The organism is Streptomyces pilosus (assembly GCF_014649835.1).
GTDB classification, from domain to species: domain Bacteria; phylum Actinomycetota; class Actinomycetes; order Streptomycetales; family Streptomycetaceae; genus Streptomyces; species Streptomyces pilosus.
Map to the genome: position 1 here is coordinate 66,895 of NZ_BMTU01000005.1, position 25,575 is coordinate 92,469.

At 73.1% G+C, this 25,575-nt stretch carries 23 protein-coding genes; 10 read left to right on the forward strand and 13 right to left on the reverse strand.

Annotation, left to right across the window (positions count from 1 at the left end; translation table 11 throughout):
- The first annotated feature begins 134 nt into the window (after positions 1–134).
- The gene (gene greA, locus IE118_RS14095; RefSeq protein ID WP_189558232.1) at positions 135–632 is read left to right on the forward strand and encodes a transcription elongation factor GreA; all 498 of its coding nucleotides are present in this window, start codon (positions 135–137) and stop codon (positions 630–632) included.
- A gap of 48 nt (positions 633–680) precedes the next feature.
- Here the strand turns inward: greA and IE118_RS14100 are convergent, their stop codons facing one another.
- From IE118_RS14100 to ilvA, 3 genes are all read right to left on the reverse strand, one after another.
- Positions 681–1,526, reverse strand: a complete 846-nt coding sequence (locus tag IE118_RS14100; RefSeq protein WP_189558233.1) for an ABC transporter permease — start codon at positions 1,524–1,526, stop codon at positions 681–683.
- A complete protein-coding gene (locus IE118_RS14105) occupies positions 1,523–2,566 on the reverse strand; it encodes an ATP-binding cassette domain-containing protein (protein WP_189558234.1) in 1,044 nt (347 codons plus the stop codon). Before IE118_RS14105 ends, IE118_RS14100 begins: the two co-directional genes overlap by 4 nt.
- 213 nt (positions 2,567–2,779) lie before the next feature.
- Positions 2,780–4,009, reverse strand: coding sequence for a threonine ammonia-lyase (ilvA, locus tag IE118_RS14110; RefSeq protein ID WP_189558235.1), 1,230 nt, complete (start codon positions 4,007–4,009; stop codon positions 2,780–2,782).
- A gap of 162 nt (positions 4,010–4,171) precedes the next feature.
- Between ilvA and IE118_RS14115 the strand changes: the two genes are divergently transcribed.
- The 3 genes from IE118_RS14115 (at position 4,172) to IE118_RS14125 (ending at position 5,623) form a co-directional block, all read left to right on the forward strand.
- A complete protein-coding gene (locus IE118_RS14115) occupies positions 4,172–4,672 on the forward strand; it encodes a MarR family winged helix-turn-helix transcriptional regulator (RefSeq protein WP_189558634.1) in 501 nt (166 codons plus the stop codon).
- Positions 4,673–4,839: 167 nt separating this feature from the next.
- Positions 4,840–5,343, forward strand: a complete 504-nt coding sequence (locus tag IE118_RS14120; RefSeq protein WP_189558236.1) for a sigma factor-like helix-turn-helix DNA-binding protein — start codon at positions 4,840–4,842, stop codon at positions 5,341–5,343.
- A 31-nt stretch (positions 5,344–5,374) separates the two neighbouring features.
- On the forward strand, positions 5,375–5,623 hold the full coding sequence (locus tag IE118_RS14125; RefSeq protein ID WP_189558237.1) for a hypothetical protein: 249 nt from the start codon (positions 5,375–5,377) through the stop codon (positions 5,621–5,623).
- Positions 5,624–5,636: 13 nt separating this feature from the next.
- On the opposite strand, the gene IE118_RS14130 is transcribed toward IE118_RS14125, so the two are convergent.
- Positions 5,637–6,794 (reverse strand): cystathionine gamma-synthase, encoded by a 1,158-nt coding sequence (locus IE118_RS14130; protein WP_189558238.1) that lies wholly within the window; start codon positions 6,792–6,794, stop codon positions 5,637–5,639.
- A gap of 174 nt (positions 6,795–6,968) precedes the next feature.
- On the opposite strand from IE118_RS14130, the gene IE118_RS14135 reads away from it, so the two are divergent.
- The 3 genes from IE118_RS14135 to IE118_RS14150 all read left to right on the forward strand — a co-directional run bounded on the left by IE118_RS14135 (position 6,969) and on the right by IE118_RS14150 (position 10,529).
- A complete protein-coding gene (locus IE118_RS14135) occupies positions 6,969–8,087 on the forward strand; it encodes a hypothetical protein (protein WP_189558239.1) in 1,119 nt (372 codons plus the stop codon).
- A gap of 118 nt (positions 8,088–8,205) precedes the next feature.
- Positions 8,206–9,804: a translation initiation factor IF-2 N-terminal domain-containing protein gene (locus tag IE118_RS34045; protein ID WP_229846803.1), complete on the forward strand. Its 1,599-nt coding sequence runs from the start codon at positions 8,206–8,208 to the stop codon at positions 9,802–9,804.
- A gap of 47 nt (positions 9,805–9,851) precedes the next feature.
- Positions 9,852–10,529, forward strand: a complete 678-nt coding sequence (locus tag IE118_RS14150; protein ID WP_189558240.1) for an SAVMC3_10250 family protein — start codon at positions 9,852–9,854, stop codon at positions 10,527–10,529.
- 79 nt (positions 10,530–10,608) lie between these two features.
- Here IE118_RS14150 and IE118_RS14155 read toward each other — a convergent pair whose 3' ends face one another.
- Positions 10,609–11,649 (reverse strand): NAD(P)-dependent alcohol dehydrogenase, encoded by a 1,041-nt coding sequence (locus IE118_RS14155; RefSeq protein ID WP_189558241.1) that lies wholly within the window; start codon positions 11,647–11,649, stop codon positions 10,609–10,611.
- A gap of 174 nt (positions 11,650–11,823) precedes the next feature.
- Between IE118_RS14155 and IE118_RS14160 the strand changes: the two genes are divergently transcribed.
- Complete coding sequence (locus IE118_RS14160) at positions 11,824–12,741, forward strand: helix-turn-helix domain-containing protein (RefSeq protein WP_189558242.1); 918 nt, start codon at positions 11,824–11,826, stop codon at positions 12,739–12,741.
- Positions 12,742–12,814: 73 nt separating this feature from the next.
- Here the strand turns inward: IE118_RS14160 and IE118_RS14165 are convergent, their stop codons facing one another.
- From IE118_RS14165 to IE118_RS34050, 3 genes are all read right to left on the reverse strand, one after another.
- A complete protein-coding gene (locus IE118_RS14165; protein WP_229846804.1) occupies positions 12,815–16,144 on the reverse strand; it encodes a S8 family peptidase in 3,330 nt (1,109 codons plus the stop codon).
- Between the two features lie 304 nt (positions 16,145–16,448).
- Positions 16,449–17,699 (reverse strand): L,D-transpeptidase, encoded by a 1,251-nt coding sequence (locus tag IE118_RS14170; protein WP_189558243.1) that lies wholly within the window; start codon positions 17,697–17,699, stop codon positions 16,449–16,451.
- 238 nt (positions 17,700–17,937) lie between these two features.
- A complete protein-coding gene (locus IE118_RS34050) occupies positions 17,938–18,255 on the reverse strand; it encodes a hypothetical protein (protein WP_229846805.1) in 318 nt (105 codons plus the stop codon).
- A gap of 148 nt (positions 18,256–18,403) precedes the next feature.
- On the opposite strand from IE118_RS34050, the gene IE118_RS14180 reads away from it, so the two are divergent.
- Positions 18,404–18,730 (forward strand): LPXTG cell wall anchor domain-containing protein, encoded by a 327-nt coding sequence (locus IE118_RS14180; RefSeq protein ID WP_189558245.1) that lies wholly within the window; start codon positions 18,404–18,406, stop codon positions 18,728–18,730.
- Positions 18,731–18,784: 54 nt separating this feature from the next.
- On the opposite strand, the gene hutH is transcribed toward IE118_RS14180, so the two are convergent.
- From hutH to IE118_RS14195, 3 genes are all read right to left on the reverse strand, one after another.
- Positions 18,785–20,323, reverse strand: a complete 1,539-nt coding sequence (gene hutH / locus IE118_RS14185; protein WP_189558636.1) for a histidine ammonia-lyase — start codon at positions 20,321–20,323, stop codon at positions 18,785–18,787.
- 75 nt (positions 20,324–20,398) lie between these two features.
- On the reverse strand, positions 20,399–21,547 hold the full coding sequence (locus IE118_RS14190; RefSeq protein ID WP_189558246.1) for a GGDEF domain-containing protein: 1,149 nt from the start codon (positions 21,545–21,547) through the stop codon (positions 20,399–20,401).
- A 65-nt stretch (positions 21,548–21,612) separates the two neighbouring features.
- Positions 21,613–22,413 (reverse strand): enoyl-CoA hydratase/isomerase family protein, encoded by an 801-nt coding sequence (locus IE118_RS14195; protein ID WP_189558247.1) that lies wholly within the window; start codon positions 22,411–22,413, stop codon positions 21,613–21,615.
- Positions 22,414–22,625: 212 nt separating this feature from the next.
- On the opposite strand from IE118_RS14195, the gene IE118_RS14200 reads away from it, so the two are divergent.
- A complete protein-coding gene (locus IE118_RS14200) occupies positions 22,626–23,243 on the forward strand; it encodes a hypothetical protein (RefSeq protein WP_189558248.1) in 618 nt (205 codons plus the stop codon).
- On the opposite strand, the gene IE118_RS14205 is transcribed toward IE118_RS14200, so the two are convergent.
- Both IE118_RS14205 and IE118_RS14210 read right to left on the reverse strand, forming a co-directional pair.
- On the reverse strand, positions 23,240–24,352 hold the full coding sequence (locus IE118_RS14205; RefSeq protein WP_189558637.1) for an adenylate/guanylate cyclase domain-containing protein: 1,113 nt from the start codon (positions 24,350–24,352) through the stop codon (positions 23,240–23,242). The two genes, IE118_RS14200 and IE118_RS14205, sit on opposite strands and share 4 nt — an antisense overlap.
- A 269-nt stretch (positions 24,353–24,621) precedes the next feature.
- Positions 24,622–25,497 carry a biotin--[acetyl-CoA-carboxylase] ligase gene (locus IE118_RS14210; protein WP_189558249.1) on the reverse strand — a complete coding sequence of 292 codons (876 nt, stop codon included), beginning with the start codon at positions 25,495–25,497 and terminating at the stop codon, positions 24,622–24,624.
- Positions 25,498–25,575: the final 78 nt, after the last annotated feature.

A 25,575-nucleotide genomic window follows, 5' to 3' on the forward strand; every position in this document is an offset into this window, starting at 1 on the left:
GTCGTGACTGCGGCGGCTTATGTCCTCCCCCTGCGGGCACTGAATTGTTAGGCTCGTGGTTTCGCCCATCCCTGGAGGACCATCCTTCTGGATAGGGCGTTGCTTTGTATTTCCCAGTCCTACGAGGAGCACCAGTGACCCAGACCAGCGAGAACGTCACCTGGCTGACCCAGGAGGCGTACAACAAGCTCAAGGAAGAGCTTGCATACCTTACTGGTCCCGCGCGCACGGAGATCGCCGCCAAGATCGCCGCCGCGCGCGAGGAGGGCGACCTGCGGGAGAACGGCGGGTACCACGCGGCCAAGGAGGAGCAGGGCAAGCAGGAGCTCCGTGTGCGCCAGCTGACCCAGCTCCTCGAGAACGCCAAGGTCGGCGAGGCCCCGGCGGCCGACGGCGCCGTGGCCCCCGGCATGGTCGTGACGATCGCCTTCGACGGCGACGAGGACGACACGCTGACGTTCCTGCTCGCCTCGCGCGAGTACGCGAGCTCCGAGATCGAGACGTACTCGCCGCAGTCCCCGCTCGGATCCGGCGTGATGGGGCACAAGGTGGGCGAGGACGCCGAGTACGAGCTGCCGAACGGCAAGAAGGCCTCGGTGAAGATCCTCAAGGCCGAGCCGTACAACGGCTGACCGGTTCCCGGCGGGCCCCCGGCACCCCTGAGGGTGCCGGGGGCTCCGTCATGCGGCGGCCGAGCGGTACTTGCGCACGGCGAGGGTGCGGAAGACCGCGATGATCAGGACCGAGTAGATCAGCGACGCCCACACCGCGTGCTGCATGGGCCAGGCGTCCGAGGTGGACACCCCCGGGTTGCCGAAGAGCTCGCGGCAGGCCTGGACGGTCGCGCTGAACGGGTTCCAGTCGGCGATGTGGCGCAGCCAGGGGGTCATGTTGCTGGAGTCCACGAACGCGTTCGACACGAAGGTGACCGGGAAGAGCCAGACCAGTCCGCCGGAGGTGGCCGCCTCCGGCGTGCGCACGGACAGGCCGATGACCGCGCCGATCCAGGTGAACGCGTACCCGGTCAGGAGCAGCAGCCCGAAGGCGCCGAGCACCTCGCCGGCGCTGGTGTGGGTGCGCCAGCCGACCAGGAGCGCCACCACGGCGAGCACGAGCAGGGTGAGCGCCGTCTGCACCAGGTCGGCGAGGGTGCGGCCGGTGAGCACCGCGCCGCGTGCCATGGGCAGGGAGCGGAAGCGGTCGACGAGGCCCTTGTGCATGTCCTCGGCGATGCCCGCCCCGGCTCCGGCGGTGGCGAAGGTGACGGTCTGGGCGAAGATGCCGGCCATCAGGAACTCGCGGTAGACCTCCGGGCTGGTGCTGCCGCCGATGTCCATGGAGCCGCCGAACACGTACGAGAACAGCACCACGAACATGATCGGCTGGATCAGTCCGAAGATGACCACTTCGGGGATCCGGATCATGCGGATGAGGTTGCGCTTGGCCACGACCAGGGAGTCCCGGATCGACTGGCCGATGCGGCCGCCGGACGGGGTGACCCGCACGGCGTCGGTGACGGCACTCACTTGACGGCCTCCTTGCCGGGGCGGTGGCCCCTGCCCTGGTCCTCGGTGCTCCGCGCGCCGCCGTCGCCCTCGTCCTCGCGCCCGGCTTCCGCGACGTGCCCGGTGAGGGAGAGGAAGACGTCGTCGAGGGTGGGGCGGCGCAGGCCGATGTCGTCGATCTCGATGCCGTCGGCGTCGAGCTCGCGGATGATCTCGGCGAGGAGCTTCGCCCCGCCGGAGACCGGTGTGGTGATCTTGCGCATGTGGTCCTCGACGCTGGTGTCCCCCTTGCCGGGGCCGCGCAGGCTGTACTTGTCGAGGAGGGCGGAGGCGGCCGCGATGTGCTCGCGGTCGTGCACCACGACCTCGACGCGCTCGCCGCCGGTGCGGGCCTTGAGCTGGTCGGAGGTGCCCTGGGCGATGACCCGGCCGTGGTCGACGACCGCGATGTCGTGCGCGAGGTGGTCGGCCTCCTCCAGGTACTGGGTGGTGAGCAGCAGCGTCGTGCCCCCGGAGACGAGCTGCTTGATCACCTCCCAGAGCTGCTGGCGGTTGCGCGGGTCGAGGCCGGTGGTCGGCTCGTCCATGAACATCACCGGCGGTGACACGACCAGGGCCGCCGCGAGGTCGAGCCGGCGGCGCATGCCCCCGGAGTAGGTCTTGGCGGTGCGGTCGGCGGCGTCGGCGAGGTGGAACTGCTCCAGCAGTTCGTCCGCGCGGGCCTTCGCCGCCTTCGCCCGCATCTGGTAGAGCTGTCCGACCATCCGGAGGTTCTCGCGGCCGGTCAGGTACTCGTCGACGGCGGCGAACTGGCCGGACAGGCCGATGGAGCGGCGCACGGCGTCGGGTTGCCTGAGCACGTCGAGGCCGGCGACGACGGCCCTGCCGCTGTCGGGCCGCAGCAGGGTGGTGAGACAGCGGACGGTGGTGGTCTTGCCCGCGCCGTTGGGCCCGAGCAGGCCGAGGACGGTTCCCTCGGGGACCTCGAGGTCGACGCCGTCCAGCGCCCTGACCTTCCCGAAGGTCTTCACCAGTCCTTCGGCATAGATGGCGCCTGGCATATGAGTCTCCACGTTGTCGGGATTCTTCGGAAAGCCTAGGTTTGCGCGCTGTGATGTGCAGGTGATTTTCCGCCCGGCACGGCGGCGGGACACGGACGGCCGCGCGGTGGCGTGGGACACACCATAACGCGATGTATCGCGTCTCTCAATGGACCTGCTCGAAGGAGTGACGCCGGCATCCGGTGTCGGTCAACCGGTGTCGGTCATCCGGTGTCAGTCGATGACGGTGTAGCCCGCCTCGCGCAGCGCGTGCTCGACCTCGGCGCAGTGCGCCGGGCCCTTGGTCTCCAGGTGAAGCTCCACCTCCGCCTCGGTGAGCCCGAGCCGTGGATCGGTCCGTACGTGACTCACGTCGAGAACATTGGCATCGGCCACTGACAACGCCCCGAGCAGCGAGGCCAGGGCACCCGGCCGGTCCGTCAGGCGCAGCCGGACGGCCAGGTAGCGGCCCTGTGCCGCCATGCCGTGCCGGAGCACCCGCTCCATCAGCACCGGGTCCACGTTGCCGCCGGACAGCACCGCGACGACCGGCCCCTCGAAGGCCCCGGGACGGCTCAGCAGCGCGGCGACCGGACTCGCCCCCGCCGGTTCGACCACCAGCTTGGCCCGCTCCAGACAGAGCAGCAGCGCGGCCGACAGCTCGTCCTCGCCGACCGTGCACACCTCGTCGACCAGCTCGCGGACGATCCCGAACGGCACATCCCCGGGCCGCCCCACCTTGATGCCGTCGGCCATGGTCGCCGGGTGGCGCACCGACACCGGACGGCCGGCCGCCAGTGAGGGCGGATACGCCGCGGCGCCCGCCGCCTGCACCCCGACGATCCGCACGTCGGGCCGCAGCGCCTTGACCGCGACGGCGATCCCGGCGGCCAGCCCGCCGCCGCCGACGCCCACGACGATCGTGCGCACCTCGGGGCACTGTTCCAGGATCTCCAGGCCGACCGTGCCCTGGCCCGCGATGACGTCCGGGTGGTCGAAGGGGTGGATGAACACCGCCCCCGTCTCCCGCGCGTACTCCGTCGCGGCGGCCAGCGACTCGTCCACCACCTGCCCGTGCAGGCGCACCTCGGCGCCGTACTCACGGGTCGCGCTGATCTTCGGCAGCGGTGCGCCCTTCGGCATGAACACCGTGGACCGCACCCCGAGCAGCGACGACGCCAGCGCGACCCCCTGCGCGTGGTTGCCGGCGCTCGCCGCGACCACACCGGCGGCCCGCTCCTCCGGCAGCAGCCCCGCGATCCGGACGTAGGCGCCGCGCAGCTTGAAGGAGCCCGTGCGCTGGAGGTTCTCGCACTTCAGGTGCACCGGGGCGCCCACCTGCCGGGACAGGTGCCTGCTGCTCTCCATCGCGGTCGTCCGTGCCACGCCCGAGAGCATCTTCTGGGCGCCGCGCACGTCGTCGAGGGTGACGGTCCGCAGGGAGGGGGCCGTGCTGTAGCTCATGACCCCAGCATCGCAGTCCGCGCACGGCCGTGACCGGTGTGACCAATCCGCGGACCCCCGCTTCGCGCAGCTCCGGTACGGCGTCCCGCCCGGCCGCGTACCCTGTCCCCCAATTAGCAGCCCTTCACGAAGTGAGCTCCGGCCATGCCCACAACACCTGAAATGTCGATGGACATGACGACGGACCCGACGGCCGTCGGTGACACCGGTCTTCTCGACACGCTGCAGCACGAGGTGGCGCTGTTCGCCCGCCGCGCCGAACAGACGCGGCTCGGCGGGGTCGGCCAGGTGCGCAACTCGATGGACCGCGCCGCGTACCTGCTGCTCAACCGCCTCGACAAGGAAGGCCCGATGGGCGTCAAGGCGCTCGCCGCGAGCATGGGCATCGACTCCTCGACGGTCACCCGTCAGGTGGCCCCGCTCGTCGACACCGGCCTGGTCAAGCGGACCTCGCACCCCGAGGACGGGCGCGCGGTCGTGCTCCAGCTGTCCCCGCGCGGGCAGACCCGTCTGGAGGAAGTGCGCTCCTCGCGGCGGCAGTTGATGGCCGAGCTGACCGGCGACTGGGCCCCGGAGGAACGCGAGGCCTTCTGCGAGCTCCTCACCCGCTTCAACGGCGCCCTGTCCTCCCGGATGTCCGCACAGGACCGGCCGGACGCCTGACCCCGGACCGGAGCACCGGCCGGAAGAAGCGGCCGGAAGAAGCGGCCGGAAGCGGCGGCGGGGCAAGAGAATCCGTGAGCCGTCCCGCGTGCGCGCCCCTTGACCGCGGGGCCCACCCTGTCCTGATATGAGACGGGGCCCGTTCCCCAGGGCTACGGGAGGCGCGGTTGCAACCACGGCACACGTCCGACGACACCCGCCGCGCCCGCGAGTTCGAGGCGTACGTCGCAGGCGCCGGCGGCCGCCTCCTGCACACCGCCACCCTGCTCACGGCGGAGGCGCACGGCGACAACCCCCGCGCCCGCCGTCTGCTCACCCTGGCCCTGGCGCGGACGTACGCCTGCTGGGACCGCCTGCACGGCGAGGACCCCTACGACCACACCCGTCAGCACCTGGCGACCCGGTTCGCGCGCGGCGCCTGGCACCACCACGGCGGACTCCTCCGCTCCCGCTCCCGCCCCGCCGGCCCGCTCGCCGCCCTCACCCCCCAGGAACGCCTGGTCCTGGTGATACGCCTGTACGAAGGCGTCGACGGGGAGCAGACGGCGGCCCTGCTCGGCCTGCCCGTGGAGCGCGTACGGACCGTCTTCAACCGCGCGATGGCGAACGTCCTGCGCCCGGCCCCCCGGCCGGCCCCGCCCGTGGGCGGCGTGAAGGCGGTGCCGTCATGAGACCGCTCCCCGCGGCGGAAGGGGGGACGACATGAGCCGGATCAGCCGTGAGGCAACCGTGCGGCGGATGCTGGAGCAGTCACCGCCATCCGTGCCGCCGGACCTGCACGTGGAGGCCGTCCGGCGCGGGACCCGCATCCTGCGCCGCCGGACGCTCGCCCGCCGCGCGCTGTGGCTGCTGCTGCTGGCGATGACGGTGGCGTTCGTGGTGTGGGCGGTGACGGCCCGCCCCTGGGTGGAGCCGCCCTCGGAGACGACCCCACCCCTGACGGGCTGGTGAACCGCGGGACGACCTAGCGGCCCAGCGCCTGCTGGAGGTCCTCCAGCAGGTCCTCCACGTTCTCGATGCCCACGGACAGCCGCACCAGGTCGGCCGGGACCTCCAGCGCGGAACCGGCCACCGAGGCGTGCGTCATCCGCCCCGGGTGCTCGATCAGCGACTCGACACCGCCCAGGGACTCGCCGAGGGTGAAGACCCTGGCGCGGTTGCAGACCTCGACGGCCGCCTCCTCGCCGCCCTCCACGCGGAAGGAGACCATGCCGCCGAACGCCCGCATCTGCTTGGCGGCGACCTCGTGACCGGGGTGCTCCGGCAGCCCCGGGTACAGGACGCTCGTCACGCGCGCGTGGCGGCCGAGCATGTCGGCGATCTTCGTCGCGTTCTCGCTGTGCCGGTCCATGCGCACCGACAGCGTCTTGGTCCCGCGCAGCACCAGCCAGGAGTCGAAGGGGCCGGCGACCGCGCCCATCGCGTTCTGGTGGAAGGCCAGCTCCTCGCCCAGCTCCGCGTCGGCCGTGATCAGGGCGCCGCCGACGACGTCCGAGTGGCCCCCCATGTACTTGGTCAGGGAGTGCACGACGACGTCGGCGCCGAGCGCGAGCGGCTGCTGGAGGTACGGCGTGGCGAAGGTGTTGTCGACGACGAGCCGCGCACCCGCGTCCCGGGCCACCTGGGCGACCGCGGCGATGTCGGTGATGCCGAGCAGCGGGTTGGAGGGGGTCTCCACCCAGACGGCCTTGGTCTTCGGCGTGATCGCGGCCCGGACGGCGGCGGGGTCGCTGGTGTCGGCGACCGACCACTCGACGCCCCAGCGGGCGACGACCTTGGCGAAGAGACGGAAGGTGCCGCCGTACGCGTCGTTCGGGATCACCACGTGGTCACCGGGGCTGAGCAGCGTGCGCAACAGGCAGTCCTCGGCCGCCAGTCCGGACGCGAACGCCAGGCCGCGACGGCCGCCCTCCAGGGCGGCGAGGTTCTCCTCCAGCGCGGTCCTGGTCGGGTTGGCGCTGCGGCTGTACTCGTAGCCGCCGCGCAGGCCGCCGACGCCGTCCTGCTTGTAGGTGGACACCTGGTAGATCGGCGGGACGACCGCGCCCGTCAGGGGGTCGGCGGTGTTGCCCGCGTGAATCGCGAGCGTCTCGAAGTGCTGGCTGATGTGCGTGTCGCTCATGGGCACCGAGGGTAGTGCGCCCCCGGGGCGAATGACGGACGCGCAGCCGCCCGGGGCGGGACGGGGAGCCGCCCAGGGCGCGGCGGGGAGCCGCCCGGGGCCGCGGCGGGGAGTTTTCCACAGGGTGCGGCACCGGGTTGGCCATGGGACGGCGTGGTCTGGTTCGCTGGTGGCATGGAGATTCTGTGGGTCCTGATCGCCCTCGTCATGCTCGGGTTCGTGGTGCTGCCGTTCCTCAGGCGGCGGCGGGGCGCGGTGGGGCTGGTCCCGCCCGGCCATCCGGACGGGGCGGACCCGGCCAACTACGGCTTCGTCCGCGAGGAGGAGCTGGACATGCGCATGCCGGGCCCGGACCAGGACCTGCTGGACGTGCTGGACCTGGTGCAGCGCACGCAGGACCACCGCGCGGCGCAGCAGCTGCTGGCGGGCACCGGCGCGGACGGCGAGCTGCGCTGGCAGCGCGTCCAGGCCTTCGCGGGCGCGGCCTCGCTGGAGCTGTCCCGGCGTCCCGGCGGGGCGGGCGAGGCACCGGGCGGACAGTGGCTGCGGGTGTGGCGGTCCGAGGCGCCCAAGGACGCGGGCGGTGCCGCGGTGCACGCCGAGTTCCTGGTGCAGCAGGCCTGGCGCACGGCGGCGCCCGGCACGGACGAGTTCCGGATCATCATGGAGGAGGCGAAGGCGGCCTGCGGCGACGCGGCGCTGCTGGCCCCCGGTGACCCGGTCCCGTACATCGTGGAGCTCTCGGTGGCCCGTGGACTGGGTTACTCCCAGGCGGACTTCGAGCAGGTCTGGCTGAAGATCCTGGACCGCGCGCCGGCCCACATGGGCGCGCACCTGGCCGCGCTGCACTACTGGTGCGAGAAGTGGCACGGTTCGCGGCAGCAGGCGTACTCCTTCGCGGAGGCCGCGGCGGCGCGGGCGCCCGAGGGGTCGCTGCTGGCCGCCATGCCGCTCTTCGCGGTGTTCGAGCACCTCCCCGAGGTGACCCTGGTCTCCGGCTTCTACCAGAGCGAGGTCGTGAGCAGGGCGATCCACGGCGCGCTCCACGCGGTGCACTCGGCCCGTCCCGACGACCCGATGCTCGCGCACGTGCGCCATCTGCTGGTCTTCTTCCTCGTCCGCGCGGAGCGCTGGGCCGAGGCCATGAACCAGCTCATACACATCGACGGGCACGTGGGCGCCCTGCCCTGGACCCTGTCCCCCGACCCGGCCGCCGAGTTCGCGGTCTACCGCGCCATGGCGGTCGCCGGCTACGAGGCGAACGGCGGCAGCCCGGCGACCCTGCCGCACTGAGCCGCGCCGAACCCCAACACCCGCGCCGCGCCCCCGCGTCCGTCCGGATATAACCCCATCCGGCCGCATAGTCTGACCCCTGTGAGGACGGTTGGGGCCTCCGGTCGAGGAGTCGAGTGTGGCGACAGTACGGGTCTACGAACTGGCCGAGGAGTTCGGGGTCGAGAGCGAGGTCGTCATGGCCGAGCTGCGCGCACTGGGCCATGCCGTGCGCTCGGCCTCCTCGCTCGTCGACGCCCCCGCCGTCCGCCGGCTCGCGGGCGCCCTCGACGCCGAGCGGCAGGGTCCTGCCGTGACCGTCGAGGCGCTCGCCACGGAACTGGACATGCCGGTGGACGTCCTGCTCACCGAGGTCCACCGGCGGACGGCCGCCGGGTTCGGCGCCCGGGACCGGCTTCCGCCGCGTCTCGCCGGAGGGCTGCGGCTGCAGTTCGCCGAGGCCCGCCGGCAGCCGCCCACCGGACCGGTGAGCGCCCGGCCGGCCGAGCCGGCTCCCCCGGCCCGCCCGGGCACACCTCCGCCCCCCGCACCCCCGTCGCCCGCTTCCGCGCCCACCCCGCCGATGCCGTCGCCGGCGGACGTCTTCCCGCGTCCGGCCGCCGAGCCCCTCGCCGGGCCCCGTACCGCACCACCGGGGTCCCGGGAGCCCCGGCCCGCCGCGCAGGAACGCATGCCCGGGCAGCGCTCGGCCCCGGCCCCGCCGGGTCCGCCCGCACCGCAGCCCCCGGCCGGGGCCGTGCGGCCGGTGCCGCTGTCGCAGGGGACCCCTCCGCCCGGCTCGGTGCTCCGGCCGCAGCACCACGAGTGGGACCCCACCTCCCGCTGGAAGCCCCTGCAGTCCTTCGACCCGCGGACGGTCGGGCCGTACACCGTCCTGCGGCGCATCGGGAGCGGCTCCATGGGCCGGGTGTTCCTCGGCCAGTCCCTCGCCGGACGGCTGCTCGCGATCAAGGTGGTCAAGGAGGAGCTGGCCGACGACCCGGAGTTCCGCAAGCGCTTCCAGCGTGAGGTCGCCGCCGCCCGGGGCGTGAACGGCTTCTACGCGCCCCCCGTGGTCGACGCGGACACCACCGGTGAGATCCCCTGGCTGGCCACCGCCTACGTCTCCGCCCCGTCCCTCCAGGACCTCGTCGACGCCTGCGGCCCCCTGCCCCTCGACGCCCTGCGCTGGGTCGCCGCCCAGCTGGTGGAGGCGCTGCGGTCCGTGCACGCCGCCGCGATCGTGCACCGGGACCTCAAGCCGTCCAACGTGCTGGTGGGCGTCGACGGCCTGCGGGTGATCGACTTCGGTCTCGCCCTGGCGGCCGCGGTCGCGGCGAGCAAACTGACGGTCGCCCACACCACGCTCGGCACCCCCGCCTACATGTCGCCCGAGCAGGCTGTGGACGCCCGGAAGGTGACACCCGCCAGCGACGTGTACGCCCTGGGGGCGGTGCTGGTCTTCGCGGCCACCGGGCACAGCCCCTACCCGGGCGGCAACGCCCTCTCGGTCCTGCTGCGCATGCAGAGCGGTGACCCCGACCTCAGCGGTGTGCCGGAGGAGTTCGCCGGCGTCGTCGCGCAGTGCCTGCGCCAGGATCCCGCCGAGCGCCCCGATCTGGGGGAACTGCTGGTGCGGATCGCGCGCGACATGGAACCGGGACCGGACGGGATGTACCGGCCGTCGGAGCTGCTGCCGACGGCGGCGTTCGAGTTCCTCGGTCTGCAGGACGTGTGAAGCGGTCCCCGAGTCCCCCTCCCCGACTTCTGACGAACGGAGCAGGAGTGCAGGAAGTGATCTACCTGTCCGACCGGAAACTCTCGCAGTTTCTGCCCGGACTCCGGTCCGCCTGGCCCCGCCAGCGGGTCAGCTTCTCGACACCGTTCGGCGGCATGGAGGTGGATCCCCCGCCCGGTGCCGGGCCCGACCTCAGGGGCAGACACCTCGCCCGTGTCGTCCGCCGCGTCGAGGAGTCGGCGCGCTGGTACGCGGAGGAGGGCCTGCGGCCGGGCCAGTGGGTCGCCTTCGAAGCACCGCTGAACTACTTCGCCCTGGAGAGTGTCGACCCGGCGATGGTGTTCTTCGCGGACACCCCGGCCGCGGACCGCGCCGTACGGCTGCTGCTGCACGGCTCCGCCGAGCACCTGATCACGGGACTGCTCCCGCGGGTCACCGACGGGACACCGGAGGCGGGCGAGCTGGTGCGCGACCTCGTCGGCAGCGACGCCAGCGCCCCCGGGGCGCTCCTGGCCGCCCTCTCCGACGACCTCGGCGCCGGTACGGACGGACGACGGCCGTCGCTGGTCACGGCGTTGCGCGGGCTGCTGGAGCGCATCGACGCCCGGACGCACCCGGAGACCGCGGCCCCCATGCGCGGCTACGCGCGCGTCACCACCGGGTTCACCGGCGGCACCGGCCCGGGCCTGATCGTCGCCAGCCCCCTCTACGTGGAGTACGACTGAGCCCGCTCCGGGCTCCGCACGACGGCGCTCGGGCCGGGGGCCTCCCGCCCGGCGGAGGACCACCCCCGGCCCGCCCGCGTCAGATCGTCGCCGTGTCGATCACGAAGCGGTAGCGGACGTCGCTGTCCAGGACCCGCTCGTAGGCCTCGTTGATCTCGGCCGCGGCGATCAGCTCGATCTCGGCGCCGATGCCGTGCGCGGCGCAGAAGTCCAGCATCTCCTGCGTCTCGGCGATGCCGCCGATCTGCGAGCCCGCGAGGGACCGGCCGCCTCCGATCAGCGAGAACAGGTTGAGGGAGACGGGCTCCTCGGGGGCACCCACGTTGACCAGCGTGCCCTCCGTCCCGAGCAGGGACAGGTAGGCGTCGAGGTCCAGCGGGGCCGACACGGTCGACACCATCAGGTCGAAGGAGCCGCGCAGCTCCTCGAAGGTCTTCGGGTCGGAGGTGGCCCGGTAGTGGTCGGCGCCGAGCCTCAGCCCGTCCTCCCGCTTGCGCAGGGACTGCGACAGCACCGTCACCTCGGCGCCCAGCGCGTGCGCGATCTTGACGGCCATGTGGCCGAGGCCGCCCATGCCCACGACGGCGACCCTGCTGCCGGGGCCCGCGCCCCAGCGCTTCAGCGGGGAGTACGTGGTGATGCCGGCGCACAGCAGGGGCGCGGCGACGTCGAGGGACAGGCCGTCGGGGATGCGCAGGACGTAGTTCTCGTCGACGACGATGCCCTGCGCGTAGCCGCCGTAGGTGGGCTCGCCGTCGCGGCCGACGGCGTTGTAGGTGCCGGTCATGCCGGCGGCGCAGTACTGCTCCCGGCCCGCCCTGCAGTTGTCGCACTCGCGGCAGGAGTCGACCATGCAGCCCACGCCGACCCGGTCACCGACGGCGAAGCGGGTGACACCGGGGCCGACCTCCGACACCACGCCGGCGATCTCGTGTCCGGGCACCATCGGGAAGATCGCCTCGCCCCAGCCCTCGCGGGCCTGGTGGATGTCGGAGTGGCAGATGCCCGCGAACCTGATGTCGATCAGGACGTCGTGCTCGCCGACCTCGCGCCGCTCGATGGTCGTCCGCTCGAGCGGAGCCTTGGCGGCGGGCGCGGCGTACGCGGCAACAGTGCTCATGCCGGGGTTCTCCTCGTGGGGTCGTGGGCCCGGCCGCCTTCTGTCCGGCCGGGCGCGGCCTCCAGCCTGCGGCAACGCGCGTGACCCACCCAGCCCACCCTTCTGCCTACGTTGGCCGTGCGTACCACTGGCGGGGACAGGCTGCCGTGCGTACGACCGGGAATACTGGACAGCATGGACGAGCAGCACACCGACCCGGCCGGTCCCGCGAGCGGCGGCCTCGACCCGCGTGCGGAGCTCAGCGAGTTCCTGCGGACCCGGCGGGCCCGGCTGAAGCCGGAGGACGTGGGTCTGCCGGACTTCGGACGCCACCGCCGGGTCCCGGGCCTGCGCCGCGAGGAGCTGGCCCAGCTCGCCGGGGTGTCCGTGGCGTACTACACGCGCCTGGAGCAGGGCAACGGGCGGAACGTGTCGGCGGAGGTGCTCGACTCGATCGCCCGCGCCCTGCGGCTGAACGACGCCGAGCGCGCCCACCTCACGCACCTGGCGAAGCCGACGCGCCACCGGAGGAAGCAGGCGCCGCGCCCCGAGCAGGTCCGTCCGGCGCTGCGGCAGCTGCTGGAGTCGATCGACACGGTCCCGGCGTACGTCGTGGGCCGGCGGTCGGAGATCCTCGCCTGGAACCGGATGGCGGCGGCGCTCTTCGGCGACTGGGGCCGGATGCCGGCGCAGGAGCGGAACTGGGCGCGGCTGGTGTTCCTGAACCCGGACTACCGGGACCTGTTCACGGAGTGGGACCAGAAGGCGTCCGACATGGTCGCCTATCTGCGCATGGACGCCGGCCGCCACCCGGACGACCCGCAGCTGGCCGCGCTGGTCGGGGAACTCTCCGTCAAGAGCGAGGAGTTCCGCAGGCTGTGGGCCGCGCACGACGTCAAGGAGAAGAGCCACGGCGTCAAGCGCGTGCGGCATCCGCTGGTCGGGGAACTGACCCTGCTGTGGGAGTCGTTCCGTCCGTCCGGCGAGGGGTCGGAGCAGTCGCTCGTCACGTACTTCGCGGAGCCGGGGTCACCCTCGGCGGAGGCCCTGCGGCTGCTGGCCAGCTGGGGCGCGGACGCGACCCGGCCGGGAGCCGGCGCGACGGCCTCCTGAGACGGGGCCGCCCGGCCGCGCGGGACGGCCCGCCGGACGTACTGCTTCCGGCGGGCCGTCCACGGACCGGCGTCTACTTGCCGTGATAGGCGTGGTAGATGCTGATCGTCGACGTGTTGCCCTTCTTGTCGGCGATCTTGGCGCGGAAGGAGACGGCCTTCCCCTTCGCCGGGTTCCTGACGGTGATCTTCCCCTTCTTGACCGTGGTCTTCTTCCAGCTCTTGCCGCCGTCGTAGGACACGTACACCGCCAGGGACTTGAGGTTCCTGCCCTTGGCGGCGCCCTCCACGGTGACCGGGACGCCGACCTTCTGGCCGGCCTTCACCTTGCTGTCCAGCCCCGTGACCGCGTGGAAGCGGGCCGTGGAGGCGGGCAGCTGCGTGAGGTCGGCGGTCTTCCTGGAGCGGAAGGTCCAGCTCGCGTCGATCCGGGTGGACGCGGCGGCGACCTCGGCGCTGCGCCTGACCGAGGTGGTCAGCCGGTACGCGGCGTCCCCGGCCGGGACCGTGAACTCCTCGTCTCCGAGGAGCGGGTCGTCGTGCGAGCCGACCTTCTTGCCGTTGCGGTAGAGACTGGTGGTGACCGACGAGAACTCCGAGGAGCCGAAGTGGCCCTTGCCGTCGGCGAACAGCGGCACGAGGCCGATGATGCCGTTGCCGTCGCGGAAGAGGCCGGTGTCCGCGGTCAGCCGCGGTCCGAAGACGGCCGTGTTCACCGTCTGCGCGTACTTCTTGCCGGCCTTCACGCTCATCCCGGAGCCGATGAGGTAACCGGCGTCGGCGATCGGCCAGCCGTCCGCGTCGACCCCGCCCAGCTGCGTGAAGTCGAGGTCCCACTTCACCCCGCCCGAGGTGGACAGGTACAGCGTGCGGGTGCCGGGCAGCGCCTGCGGCACACCGATCGAGGAGGCGCCGCCGCTTCCGGGCAGCCAGCCGGTCGCACCGACGCTTCCCCTCTTGCCCTTCGCCGCCGCGCCCATGCCGACGTTCACCGTGGCGAGCTCGCCCACCTTGTAGTGCCGGGTGTAGCCGGTGGCGAGCTTCTTCACCGTGCCACCGGCGACGGTGTCGTACTGCTCCTTGGCGCCCTTGCTCCAGTGCGCGTCCCACTGCTGGCGCAGCGAGCCGTCGGTGATCCGCGGACCGAGGTGCAGGGAGCGGAAGTTGCGGTACGACTCCAGCCACCAGGCGAAGGACAGGGAGGCGTCCTTGGTGTCGACGGTGTAGTGGGCGGAGGCGAACTCCGGCCTGACCGACTTGGCCGGCACGGTGATGTCCACCGGCTTGGCCTTGCGGGCGTCCAGCGTGATCGCCGTGTCCTTGGTCAGGTCCAGCTTCGGCTGGGCGATCCAGTCGGCGCCCTCGAACTTCTCCGGGTCGGAGCCGACGAGGATCCCGGCGTCCAGGACGTAGGCGCCCCTGGGCCTGCGGACGGTGGCGGTGCCGTCGGCGTCGTACACCTGGGTCCACTGTCCGGCGCCCGGGCCGGTCAGGCCGACCAGCCCGGCGACGTGGTCGGCGGTCGGCCTGCCCGCGCGGTCGAGGAACTTCAGGGTCAGGTCGTACGACTCGACCTCGCGCTGCACCGCGGCCGCCGTGCGCACGGTCTGCCCGCCGCCCGTCGCGACCACGTACGCCGAGTAGGCGCCGTCGGCGGTGCCGCCGAGCCGGGTGTCGACGGTGAGGTCGACGGACGCCGTGCCGCCGGCCGGGACGGTCACCGTGGTGGCGCCGAGCGTGAAGAAGCCGGCCGGGGCCGGCTTCCCCCGGGGGTTCGTGGTGGTCGACGTCAGCGTGAGCGTGACGTCCTCGGTGCCGAGGTTGCGGTAGGTCACCCGCTCGGTGTCGGGCTTGTCGTCGTGGTGCGGCCACTGCTGGACGCCGAAGCTCAGCGACACCGGTTCGGCGATCACGGTCTGCTTCACGGCCCGGTCGGCCTGGATCCGCCCGGAGCCCTGCTCGAACGGCGTGTGGGCACCGCCCTTGGTGGAAGCGGTGAGCGCGCCCTTCAGCTCGGCGGACGTCCACGTGGGGTGCTGCTGCTTCAACAGCGCGGCCGCGCCGGCGACGTGCGGGGTCGCCATCGACGTGCCGGAGATGGTCATGTAGCCGGCCGGCTTCTCGCCGACCTCCCCGGCGATGTCGTTGCCCTTCGCCGACGCGGCCGTGATGTCCACACCCGGGGCGGTGACGTCCGGCTTGATCGCTCCGTCGCCGACGCGGGGGCCGGTGGAGGAGAAGTCGGCGAGCTTGTCCTTGCCGTCGACGGCGCCGACGGTGAGGGCGGCGTCCGCGCTGCCGGGTGAACCGACCGACTGCGGGCCCTCGTTGCCGGCGGCGATGGCGAACAGGATGCCCTTCTCGGCGGAGAGCTTGTTGACCGCCGCCTCCAGCGGGTCGACCTCGGCGGTGTCCATGCCGCCCAGGCTCAGGTTGACGACGTCGGCGCCCTGCGCGGCCGCCCACTCCATGCCGGCGAGGATGCCGGAGTCGTCACCGTAGCCGGAGTCGTCGAGGACCTTGCCGTTGAGGACCTTCGCGGCGGGCGCGACGCCCTTGTACCTGCCCTTGGAGTGGGCGCCCGTACCGGCCGCGATGGCCGCGACGTGGGTGCCGTGGCCGACCTTGTCGCCCGCGGTGGGCGCCGAGGTGAAGTTCCTGGCCGCGGCCACCTGGCCCTTGAGGTCCGGGTGGGTGGCGTCGACGCCCGTGTCCAGGACGGCGATCCTGACGCCCTTGCCGTCGTACCCGGCCGCCCATGCCCTGGGGGCGCCGATCTGTGCCACGGAGGTGTCGAGGGAGGCCCTGCGGACCCCGTCGAGCCACACGTGGGCGACACCCGAGGCGGCCTTGTCCCCGTCGGTGACGGCGTCCCACAGCGCGGGCGCCTCCTCGTGCGGGGTCTGCACCGCGTCCGCGTTGAGGGACTTCAGCGTCCGGCGGACCGTGCCCGCGTCGCGGACGTCGGCCTTGGCGGTGGCCGCACCGCCCCGGTAGCCGACGATGACCTTCAGGCCGCGCTGCTGCGAGCCCCGGGTCTCGGCCTTGTTCAACTCGGTGATGTCGAAGAGCCGTTGGTCGAGCCTGCCGCTCGCGATCAGCCGGGCGGCGTCCACCGGCAGCACGAGGGTGTGGCCGTCGACCTCACGGACCTGGACGGGTATGTGCTCCCGCCCCTTGGCCCGCTCCAGCCCCACGGCACGGCCCTCGGCGTCCACCACGACCCGGTCACCGGTGATCAGGGTGATCCGGTCCTTGGCCTTCGGCGCGGACGCCCCCGCGGCCGGACCGGCCTGCGTGCGGTCCCCGTCCGCCGACGCCGGACCGGCCGTGCCCGCCGCCAGCGCCACCGCCGTGGCCGTGGCGACGGCGGCCGCGCCCGCCCTCTTCACTTGTCTGCGCAAGGTTCCCCCTAGCGGAGTCGCCGGGTGACGCGCCGTCACCCGGCCGGGGGTGGTCTCGTACGCATGCGCGCACCCCCCGGATCCCCGCAGTATGCCGAGGGGCGATCAGGCCGCCGGCGACTGTAACGCCACCGCCGTGACTCCGTTACGAGATCGCGCGGTTGACGCCTCAACCCCTGGCGCCCGCCCCGGGCGGGGGCGGTGGGAGGGGGCCGGGTACGGCCGATGCCCCCGTCCGCTCCCGGAGGAGGGGACGGGGGCATCGGCCAGGTGGGGTGTGGGTGCTCCGTGTCCGGAGGGGGCGTCAGACCGCCGAGCCCGCCTTCCACTGCTCCCAGCTCATGTTCCAGCCGTTGAGGCCGTTGTCCGGGGCGATGGTCTTGTCACCGGTGTTCTGGACGACGACCAGGTCACCCACGATCGAGTTGTCGTAGAACCAGGAGCCGGGCGTGTTCGGGTCGCCGGCACCCTTGGCGTCGGCCAGGCCGACGCAGCCGTGGCTGGTGTTGACGCTGCCGAAGATGGACTTGGCACCCCAGTAGTTGCCGTGGATGAAGGTGCCGGAGGTGCTCAGACGCATGGCGTGCGGCACGTCCTTGATGTCGTACTCGCCCTTGCCGTCGTCGTCGGTGAAGCCGACCGTCGCGCCGTTCATCCGGGTCTCCTTGAACTTCTCGGAGATCACCATCTGGCCCTCGTACGTCTTGTTCTCGGGCGCCCCGGCGGAGATCGGGATGGTGCGGACGGTCTTGCCGTCCTGCGTCACCTTCATCTGCTTGGTCTTGGCGTCCACGTAGGAGACCTGGTTGCGGCCGATCTTGAAGGTGACCGTCTTCTGCTGGACGCCGAAGACGCCCTGGGCGCCCTCGACCCCGTCGAGCGCCAGCTTCAGGGTGACGGTGGAGCCCTCCTGCCAGTACTCGTCGGGCCGGCAGTCCATGCGGTTGGCGTTGAACCAGTGGCAGGCGACCTCCTGGCCACTGGTGGTGGAGACGGTGATCCCCTTCTGCACCGCGGCCTTGTTGGTGATCGCCTTGTCGAAGTTGATCGACACCGGCATGCCGACGCCGACCGTGGTGCCGTTGTCCGGGGTGAAGTTGCCGATGAAGCTGTTGCCCTGGGAGACGGTGGTGAACGTCGCGTTCTCGTGGGCGGCGAGCCCCTCGGAGTCCTCGGCGGTGGCGGTCACCTTGTAGGTGGTGGCGCGCTCGAGCTGGGCGCTGGGCTTCCAGCTCTTCTTGTCGGCCGATATCTCACCCTCGACGGCGGTGCCCTCGGAGGTGGTCATCTTCACCTCGGTCAGGGTGCCCTTGCTCACGGTGACGGCCGCGGAGTTGTTGATGGAGGCGTTGTTCGAGCCGTCCTTGGGCGTGATCTTGATCTGCGCCTCGGAGGACTTCTTCGCCGCCGCCTCGTCGACCTGGGCCTGCGAGGTGTCCTTGCCGTCGCCGCCCGAACCGCCGTCGTCCCCGCCGGAACACGCCGAGAGCACCAGTACTCCGCCGAGCAGAGCGGACGCGGCCGCCAGACGCCTGCGCCGCTTACCGTCCGTCATCACACGCTTCTCCATCGTTGCCGAATCCCAACCCCACGAGTCCCCGGCGAGGAAGCCGAGAGACCTCGTCCACAACCTTCAACGCTACGACCGGGTGATCCGGTTCCCCATGGCCCACGCATGTGGGGCTCACCACGTCCGCGGGGACGGACGGTGAGGACGGCGGTCCGTGCTCCGGTTGAGACGTCGTGACCCCGGCGGCGGTTGCCGCGCGGGGTCACGATTTCCCCAAGTCGCCTCAGCCGGCCCGCTCCGCCCCGTCCTGGGTGTCGTAGGAGTCCTCGCCGTCGTCCTCGTCGAGGTCCCACTCCGGCGAGTCCGGGTCGTAGTCGATCTGCTCACTGCTCCAGGAGGCCTGCAGGAGTTCGACCCCCGGTACCTCGCCGACCAGGCTGAACGGGTCCACCAGGTACGCGAGGGCCTCCGCGGGGTCCTCCGCCACAGCGCTCTCGGTGTGTACCCGTTCCCCGGCCGGCATATCGCCCTCCTCGGCGATCCTCTGCAGTGCGGCACCGGTCACCGCCTCCCCGTCCTCGACTTCGAGAACGAGTTCCACGCGAAGCCGGACAAACCGTGATGTCTCTGGAGTGCTCATGTGCGGAGCGTACGGCTTCGGGCTCCCGTGACTTTCCTGTGACCCGCGCCTTTCATTAACATCGCACCACACGGCCAATTCGCCAGCGCCACAAGGGGATCGATATTCCGTGTCATCCGCGCTCCGTCCGTTGCTGACCGCCACCGCCGCGGGCACCCTGTTGTGCGCCCTGTGGTTCGTCCCCTCCGCCAACGCGTCGTCGGACACCCCGGTGGCCGACGCGCCGTCGGCGAGTCCGTCCCCGCGGGTCACCGAACAGGCGAGAGCCGTGTCCGGCACCACGCAGGCCTCGCTGGAGGGCACGGGTGAGGGCGTCCGCCTCGCGGACACCGGCAGCTTCGACAGCACCCCCTACGTCATCGGCGGCACGGCCAGTCTCGCGCTCGGCGCCGGCTTCGTCGTCTACTCGGTGCGCAGGGAACGGCTGGGCTTCTAGGCCCCGGTCGCCGGACGGGCCCCGCGTCCGTCCCGTCCGCGGGGCCCGTCCGGGTCAGCGCAGCGGTCCGGTGACCTTCTCCACGGCGGCGACCAGCCGACCGTCCCGCACGAACGCGTCCGCGGCCGCCAGGTCGGGGGCCAGGTACCGGTCCGGTCCGGGGCCCTCCACCCCCGCTTCCCGCAGGGCCTCGACGACGGCCCGCGTCGCCGGGGCCGGCGTCAGCCCCTGCCGCAGCTCCACCGCCCGTGCGGCCGCGTACAGTTCCACGGCGACGACCCGGGTGAGGTTGTCGACGGCCGTACGGAGTTTGCGGGCCGCCGACCAGCCCATGGAGACGTGGTCCTCCTGCATCGCGGAGGACGGGATCGAGTCGGCCGACGCCGGTACGGCGAGCCGCTTCAACTCGCTGACCAGCGCGGCCTGCGTGTACTGAGCGATCATCAGCCCGGAGTCGACGCCCGCGTCGTCGGCGAGGAACGGCGGCAGTCCGTGACTGCGGTTCTTGTCCAGCAGCCGGTCGGTACGGCGCTCGGCGATGGAGGCGAGGTCGGCGACGGCGATGGCGAGGAAGTCCAGGACGTAGGCGACCGGGGCCCCGTGGAAGTTCCCGTTCGACTCCACCCTTCCGTCGGGCAGGACCAGCGGATTGTCCACGGCGGCGGCGAGTTCGCGCTCCGCGACCAGGCGGGCGTGGGCGAGGGTGTCCCGGCCGGCGCCGGCCACCTGCGGGGCGCAGCGCACCGAGTAGGCGTCCTGGACCCGCGGGGCGTCGTCCTGGTGATGGCCCGTCAGCCCGGAGTCCGCCAGCACGGCGAGCATGTTGGCGGCACTCGCGGCCTGCCCCGGGTGCGGGCGGATCGCGTGCAGCTCGGGGGCGAGCACCTTGTCGGTGCCGAGCAGGGCCTCCAGACTCAGGGCCGCCGTGACGTCGGCGGACTTGTAGAGGAGGTCCAGGTCGGCGAGGGCCATGACCAGCATGCCGAGCATGCCGTCGGTGCCGTTGAGGAGGGCGAGGCCTTCCTTCTCGCGCAGTTCGACGGGCCGGATGCCGTGTTCGGCCAGCAGTTCACCGGCCGGCCGCACGCTCCCGTCGGGTCCCTCCGCGTCCCCCTCGCCCATCAGGGCGAGGGCGCAGTGGGACAGCGGGGCCAGGTCGCCGGAGCAGCCGAGGGAGCCGTACTCGTGGACGACCGGGGTGATCCCGGCGTTCAGCACGTCGGCCATGGTCCGCGCGACCTCGGGGCGGACCCCGGTGTACCCGGAGCAGACGGTCTTCAGCCGCAGGAACATCAGCGCGCGGACGACCTCGCGCTCCACCCGCGGCCCCATCCCGGCGGCATGCGAGCGGACGATGTTGCGCTGGAGCCGGGCACGGAGATCGGGGCTGATGTGCCGGGTCGCCAGGGCGCCGAAACCGGTGCTCACCCCGTAGACGGGATCCGGCTTGGCGGCCAGGGCGTCCACGACCTCGCGGGACGCCGCGAGGGCGGCCACCGCCTCCGCGGACAGTTCGACGCGGGCCCCGCCGCGCGCCACGGCGAGCACGTCGGACGCGGTCACGCCGGATGTCCCCACCACCACAGTGTGCATATCCATATTCAGGAGCGTACGCAGTGAATGCCGCGGTGTCACCCCTCGATCCGCGCCGCGCCCCTTACCGGCGCCCTAGGGAGAATGGCGTCCCCGGAACCGCCGCCGCTCCCCGTCCCGGGCGCGCGAGGGCTCGTCCGCCAGCCGCACGACGGCGTCGTCCGGCCCCTCCCGTCCGGCCACCACGGGACGGGCGGCCCGCTCGGCCTTGGCCCGGTACTGCGCCGCGTCGGCCAGCCGGAACAGCCGCCGGGCGGTGCGCACGGGTCCGATGGGGTCCTCGGTGGACGCGACGCCGCAGGCCACGCCGTCCCCGATGCCCAGCTCCTCGGCCCGCCGGCACACCTCGTCGGCGGCCTTGACGACCTCGTCGGCCGACGGCCCCACCGCCAGCAGGCAGAACTCGTCCCCGCCGAGCCGCGCGGCCAGCGCGCCGGGCAGCATGGCCCCGCACAGCGACAGCACGCTCCCGAACCGCTCCAGCAGCCGGTCCCCCACGGCGTGCCCCAGGGTGTCGTTGACCCGCTTCAGCCCGTTGAGATCGCAGACCACCAGGCTGACCACGGCTCCGTCCCGCCGGTGCCGCTCCACCGCCTCGTCGAGCCGGGCGTCCACGGCACGCCGGTTGGCCAGCCCGGTCAGCGCGTCCGTGAAGGCCAGCCGCCGCGCCTCCTCCAGCCGCTCGGTCTGCGCCAGCCCCGCCGCCACCACGGCCGCCAGCACGATCGCGAAGTCGGCGTCACCCCGTCCGAAGACGGTCGCCCCGGCCCGCCGGGCCACGTACAGCTCGCCCCACGCCCGCCCGTGCAGCACGACCGGCGCGACCACACAGCACCCGCGTCCGCGCCGCCTGAGGGCCGCGACCCGCTGGTGGCAGTACCCAGCCCGGCCGGTCGAGGCCCCCTCGGCGGTCTCCACCCAGGCGTCGGGTTCACCGCCGCCCGCCCACCGTTCGTGCAGGAACTCCGTGATCTCGGCGAACTGGTGCACCGGATAGGACTCGTCCTCCGGGAACTCCTCCTCCCCCTCGGCCAGCTCCCCCACGTTCACCAGCACCCGCAGCCGCCCGAGCTCCCGCTCCCACACCGACAGCGCGGCGAAATGCCCGCCCAGCGCCCGGCAGGCACCGCCGGCCGCGGCCCGCCAGGCTTCCCGCGAACCGTGCGCGGCGGCCATGCCCTGCGCCAGCGCCACCACGGCCGCCAGCCGGCTGTCCTCACCCATAGCCCCAGATTAGGGAGAATCCTCAGGAACCGGGACATCGAGAGAACGGCCGGGGAACGTCTCCGCTACTCCCCGGGCCATTGCGGACTGCGCTTCTCGTTGAAGGCGGCGACTCCCTCCGCCCGGTCGCCCGAGAACGCCACGGACCGCCAGGCGGCGTCCTCGACCTCGAGGCCCGCGGGCAGGTCCAGCCCGTGCCCGAGCCGCAGGGCCCGCTTGGCCGCCCGCAGCCCCACCGGCGAGTTCGCGGCGATCCGGGACGCCAGGGCCAGCGCCTCCTCCCGGTCGCGCCCCTCCTCCACCAGCTGGTCGACCAGTCCGATCCCGCGGGCCTCGGCGGCCTCCACCCGACGCGCGGTGAAGATCAGCTCGGCGGCCCGCGCCGCCCCCACTCTCCGGGGCAGCAACTGCGTACCGCCCCCGCCCGGGATCACCCCGACGGACACCTCCGGCAGCCCCACCACCGCCGTGCGGTCGGCCACGATCACATCGCACGACAGGGCCAGCTCGAAGCCGCCCCCGAGCGCGAACCCGTGCACGGCGGCCACCGTGGGCACCGGCAGCTCCATCACCCCCGTGTACGCCCCGCGGGCCACGGGCCGCTGCCGCACCAGGTCGGCGTCGCTGAAGGAGTTGCGCTCCTTCAGGTCGGCCCCCACGCAGAACGCCCGCTCGTGCGACGAGGTCAGCACGACCGCCCGTACGTCACGGTCCTCGCCCAGCGCCGCACAGGCCCCGGCGATCGACCGGGCCATCTCCGTCGACACGGCGTTCATGGCCTTGGGCCGGTCGAGGACGAGCTCCGCGACATGCCCCCGCTCGTGCCGGCGCACCAGCACGAACTCCCCGAACCGTTCCTCACTCATGACACCCTCCGGTTAACGCGGGTTAACTTTTCGCTCGTCCCGATCATCGCAGCCGCCGCCCACCCGGAAAAGGGCGCACGTCCAGTTCCCTCGTCACCCCCCGCCCACCCGTTCGAGTGACATCCGGCCGTCTCCGGCTCCGGCCCCACCGGAAACCCATAGCGTGCGCACACCGCGGCGCACCGGGGGCGCGCGGCAGGGGAGGGACACCGATGACACCGAAACCACCGCCGGCGGATCCGGCCCCGCCCACCGCGGGCCCACCCACCAGGACCGGCCGTCTCCCCGCCCGGGGCCGTCACCGCAGGCCCCGTCCGCGCAAGGCGCTGCTGGCCGCGAGCGGTCTGGCGCTGGCCGCCGGCGCCATGACCCTGGTCCGCCTGACCTCCGCCCCCGACGGCGGGACCGGCGTCGGCGTGGAGGCGGGCCCCCGCCCCACCCCGCACGAGGGCACGGCCACGAACACACCGACGAGCGCTTCCCCGCCCGGCGCGGCGAGCGGGGCACCGGCCCCGAAGGCCGGTCCGTCCTCACCGAGAGCCCTGGGCGGCAAGGAGACCCGCCCCCTCACCCCGCCCGAGCCCTCGCCCACGTACTCCCGGCCCCCGGCCCCCACGACCGTCCCGGAGACACCGGACCCGCCGGCCCCCACGCCCCCGGCGAGCGGACCGTCCGGCACGCCCCGCGCTCCCGACTCCCCACCGCCCCCGCACGACGACCCTCCGCCACGCCCGGCCCACCGGCCGACGACTCCCCCGCCGGAACCGGCGCCCGAGCCCGCCCCCGGACTGTGCGTGCCGGTCATCGGCCTGTGCGTGGAAACGGACTAGGAGGCGGGAGGAGCGTCCCCGCTGCGGCGGGTGAGCAGCCAGGGCTCCACCACGCCGAGCCCGCGCACCGGCCGCTGCCACATCGGCTGGAGCGCGAACCGGTACGTCGGCGGTTCCTCGCCCTCCTTCTCGGCGGCGGCCACGGCCTCGGCCGCGGCGGCCTCGGAGGCGGGCGCGTCACCGGTACGGATCAGTTCCTCGGCGAACGCGGTGTCGACGAGCACGGCGTCGCGGGGGGCTATGGAGGTGAGCCGGGAGGCGAGATTGACCGTCGTGCCGAACACATCGCCCATGCGGGTGGTCACCGTGCCGAACGCCATGCCGACCCGCAGCTCCGGCATGGTCGCGTCGTTCGCCATGGTCTCGATCAGCCGCATCGCGATCTCCGCGGCGGTGCCCGCGTCGTCGGCGGCGTAGAGCACTTCGTCGCCCAGCGTCTTGATGAGCCGCCCGCCGCGCGCGGCGACCAGGTCGGCGGCGGTGGTCTCGAAGGCCTCGACGAGCTCGCCGAGCTCCTCCTCCTCCATCCGCCGGGTCAGCCGCGTGAACCCCACGAGGTCCGCGAAGGCGACGGCCAGCCGCCGGTCGACCATCTCCTCGTCGTCGGCTCCCTGCACGACCCGTCCGGCGGACGCGGCGAGCTGCCGGCGCCAGACGTAGACCAGGAACTCCTCCAGCTCGGGCAGGAGCAGCTCGACGATCGGGTACGTCACCTCGGTGCGGGTCATTCCCGGCTCGGGCGGCTCGGTCAGCCCCTCCAGGAACGAATCGATCTGCCATTCGGCCAGCCGGGCGGTGGTCTGCCCGGTGGAACGCGCCACCTGCACCGCCATGGCCTCGCTGAGCAGCCCCGCCTCCACCAGACCGGCGAGCCGGCGCAGCGCGAGCACGTCGGCCTCCGTCAGGGCCTTGGCCTGGCCGACGTCGGCGAAGCCCATCGCCCGCCAGAAGCGCGTGGCCAGCTCCATGGTGACGCCGGCGCTGCGGGCCGCCTGAAACGGTGTGTAGCGGCGCTCGGCGCCCAGGATGAGCTGCTCGAGGCGCAGAGCAAGCGGATCCTCGCCGGCGCCCTGCGCGTCCGCACCGGAACCCGAGTCGTCGACGGTCACGCGTTCGTTGCCCTTCCGATCTGCCACGGCCCTGTATCGACCGGCCTCAACTCTACGGCAGGTGTGCGCCAGCTCACTCCGTTCGGTTGGGCCGGCGGAGCGGGTGGCCTGCGGCGGCTGGGCAGGGGCTCACCGACCGGCGTTCACAGGGCCCCGGCACGGGTCCGGGCCCGGGCCGTCGCACAGCCCGGCACCCACGGGATGCCGCCGCGCCCACCCTCCCCCACTCCTCCCGGCTTCGCTCCAGCGGCGGAGGGTGGCCACCCCCGTCACACGGCCGGTCGCAGGTGGACGATGTCGCCCGCGCCCACCGGCTCCTGCACCCCCGCCGCCGTGGCCAGCACCAGTCGCCCGTCGCCGTCCACCGCGACCGCCTCCCCCACCAGCGCCCTGTCCCCCGGCAACTCCGCCCGCACCGTCCGCCCGAGCGTCGCGCACCCCGCCGCGTACGTCTCCTGCAACCCGCACGCCCCCGCGTCCCCGCCCGCGGCCCGCCACCGCCCGTACCACTCCTCCAGCGCCCGCAGCATCCCCCGCAGCAGCGGATCCCGGTCCGTGCTCACCGCCCCCGCCAGCGCCAGCGACCCCGCCGTCGGTACCGGCAGCTCGTCGGCCCGCAGGCTGACGTTGATCCCGACCCCGACCACGACGCCCCCCTCCCCGGCCCCCTCCGCGAGGATCCCGCCGGCCTTGCGCTCGTCTCCCCCCACCGTCACCAGCACGTCGTTCGGCCACTTCAGCGCCGTGTCGACCCCGGCCGCCCGCGACAGCCCCGTGGCGACCGCCACGCCCGTCAGCAGCGGCAGCCACCCCCACCGGTCCACCGGCACCTCGCGCGGGGTGAGCAGTACGGAGAAGAACAGCCCGGAGCGCGCCGGCGCGCTCCACTGCCGGTCCAGCCGCCCCCGCCCGGCGGTCTGCTCCTCGGCGACGAGCACCGCGCCCTCGGCCGCCTCCCCCGCCGCGGCCCGCGCCACCAGGTCGGAGTTGGTCGACCCCGTCCGCTGCACCACGTCCACCGAGGACCACAGCGTCCCCTCCCGCACCAGCCCCCGCCTCAACGCGCCCGCGTGGAGCGGCGGCCGGTCCAGGTCGGACCAGCGGTTCCGGTTCGGCTCTTGCTCTGAGGCATCTCGCGGCGTCATGCAAGCCACCCTAGGTGTGGGAAACGCCGCACTGCCGAAGCCAAGGGCCCCCACTACGCTACGGATGAGTAACCGTCC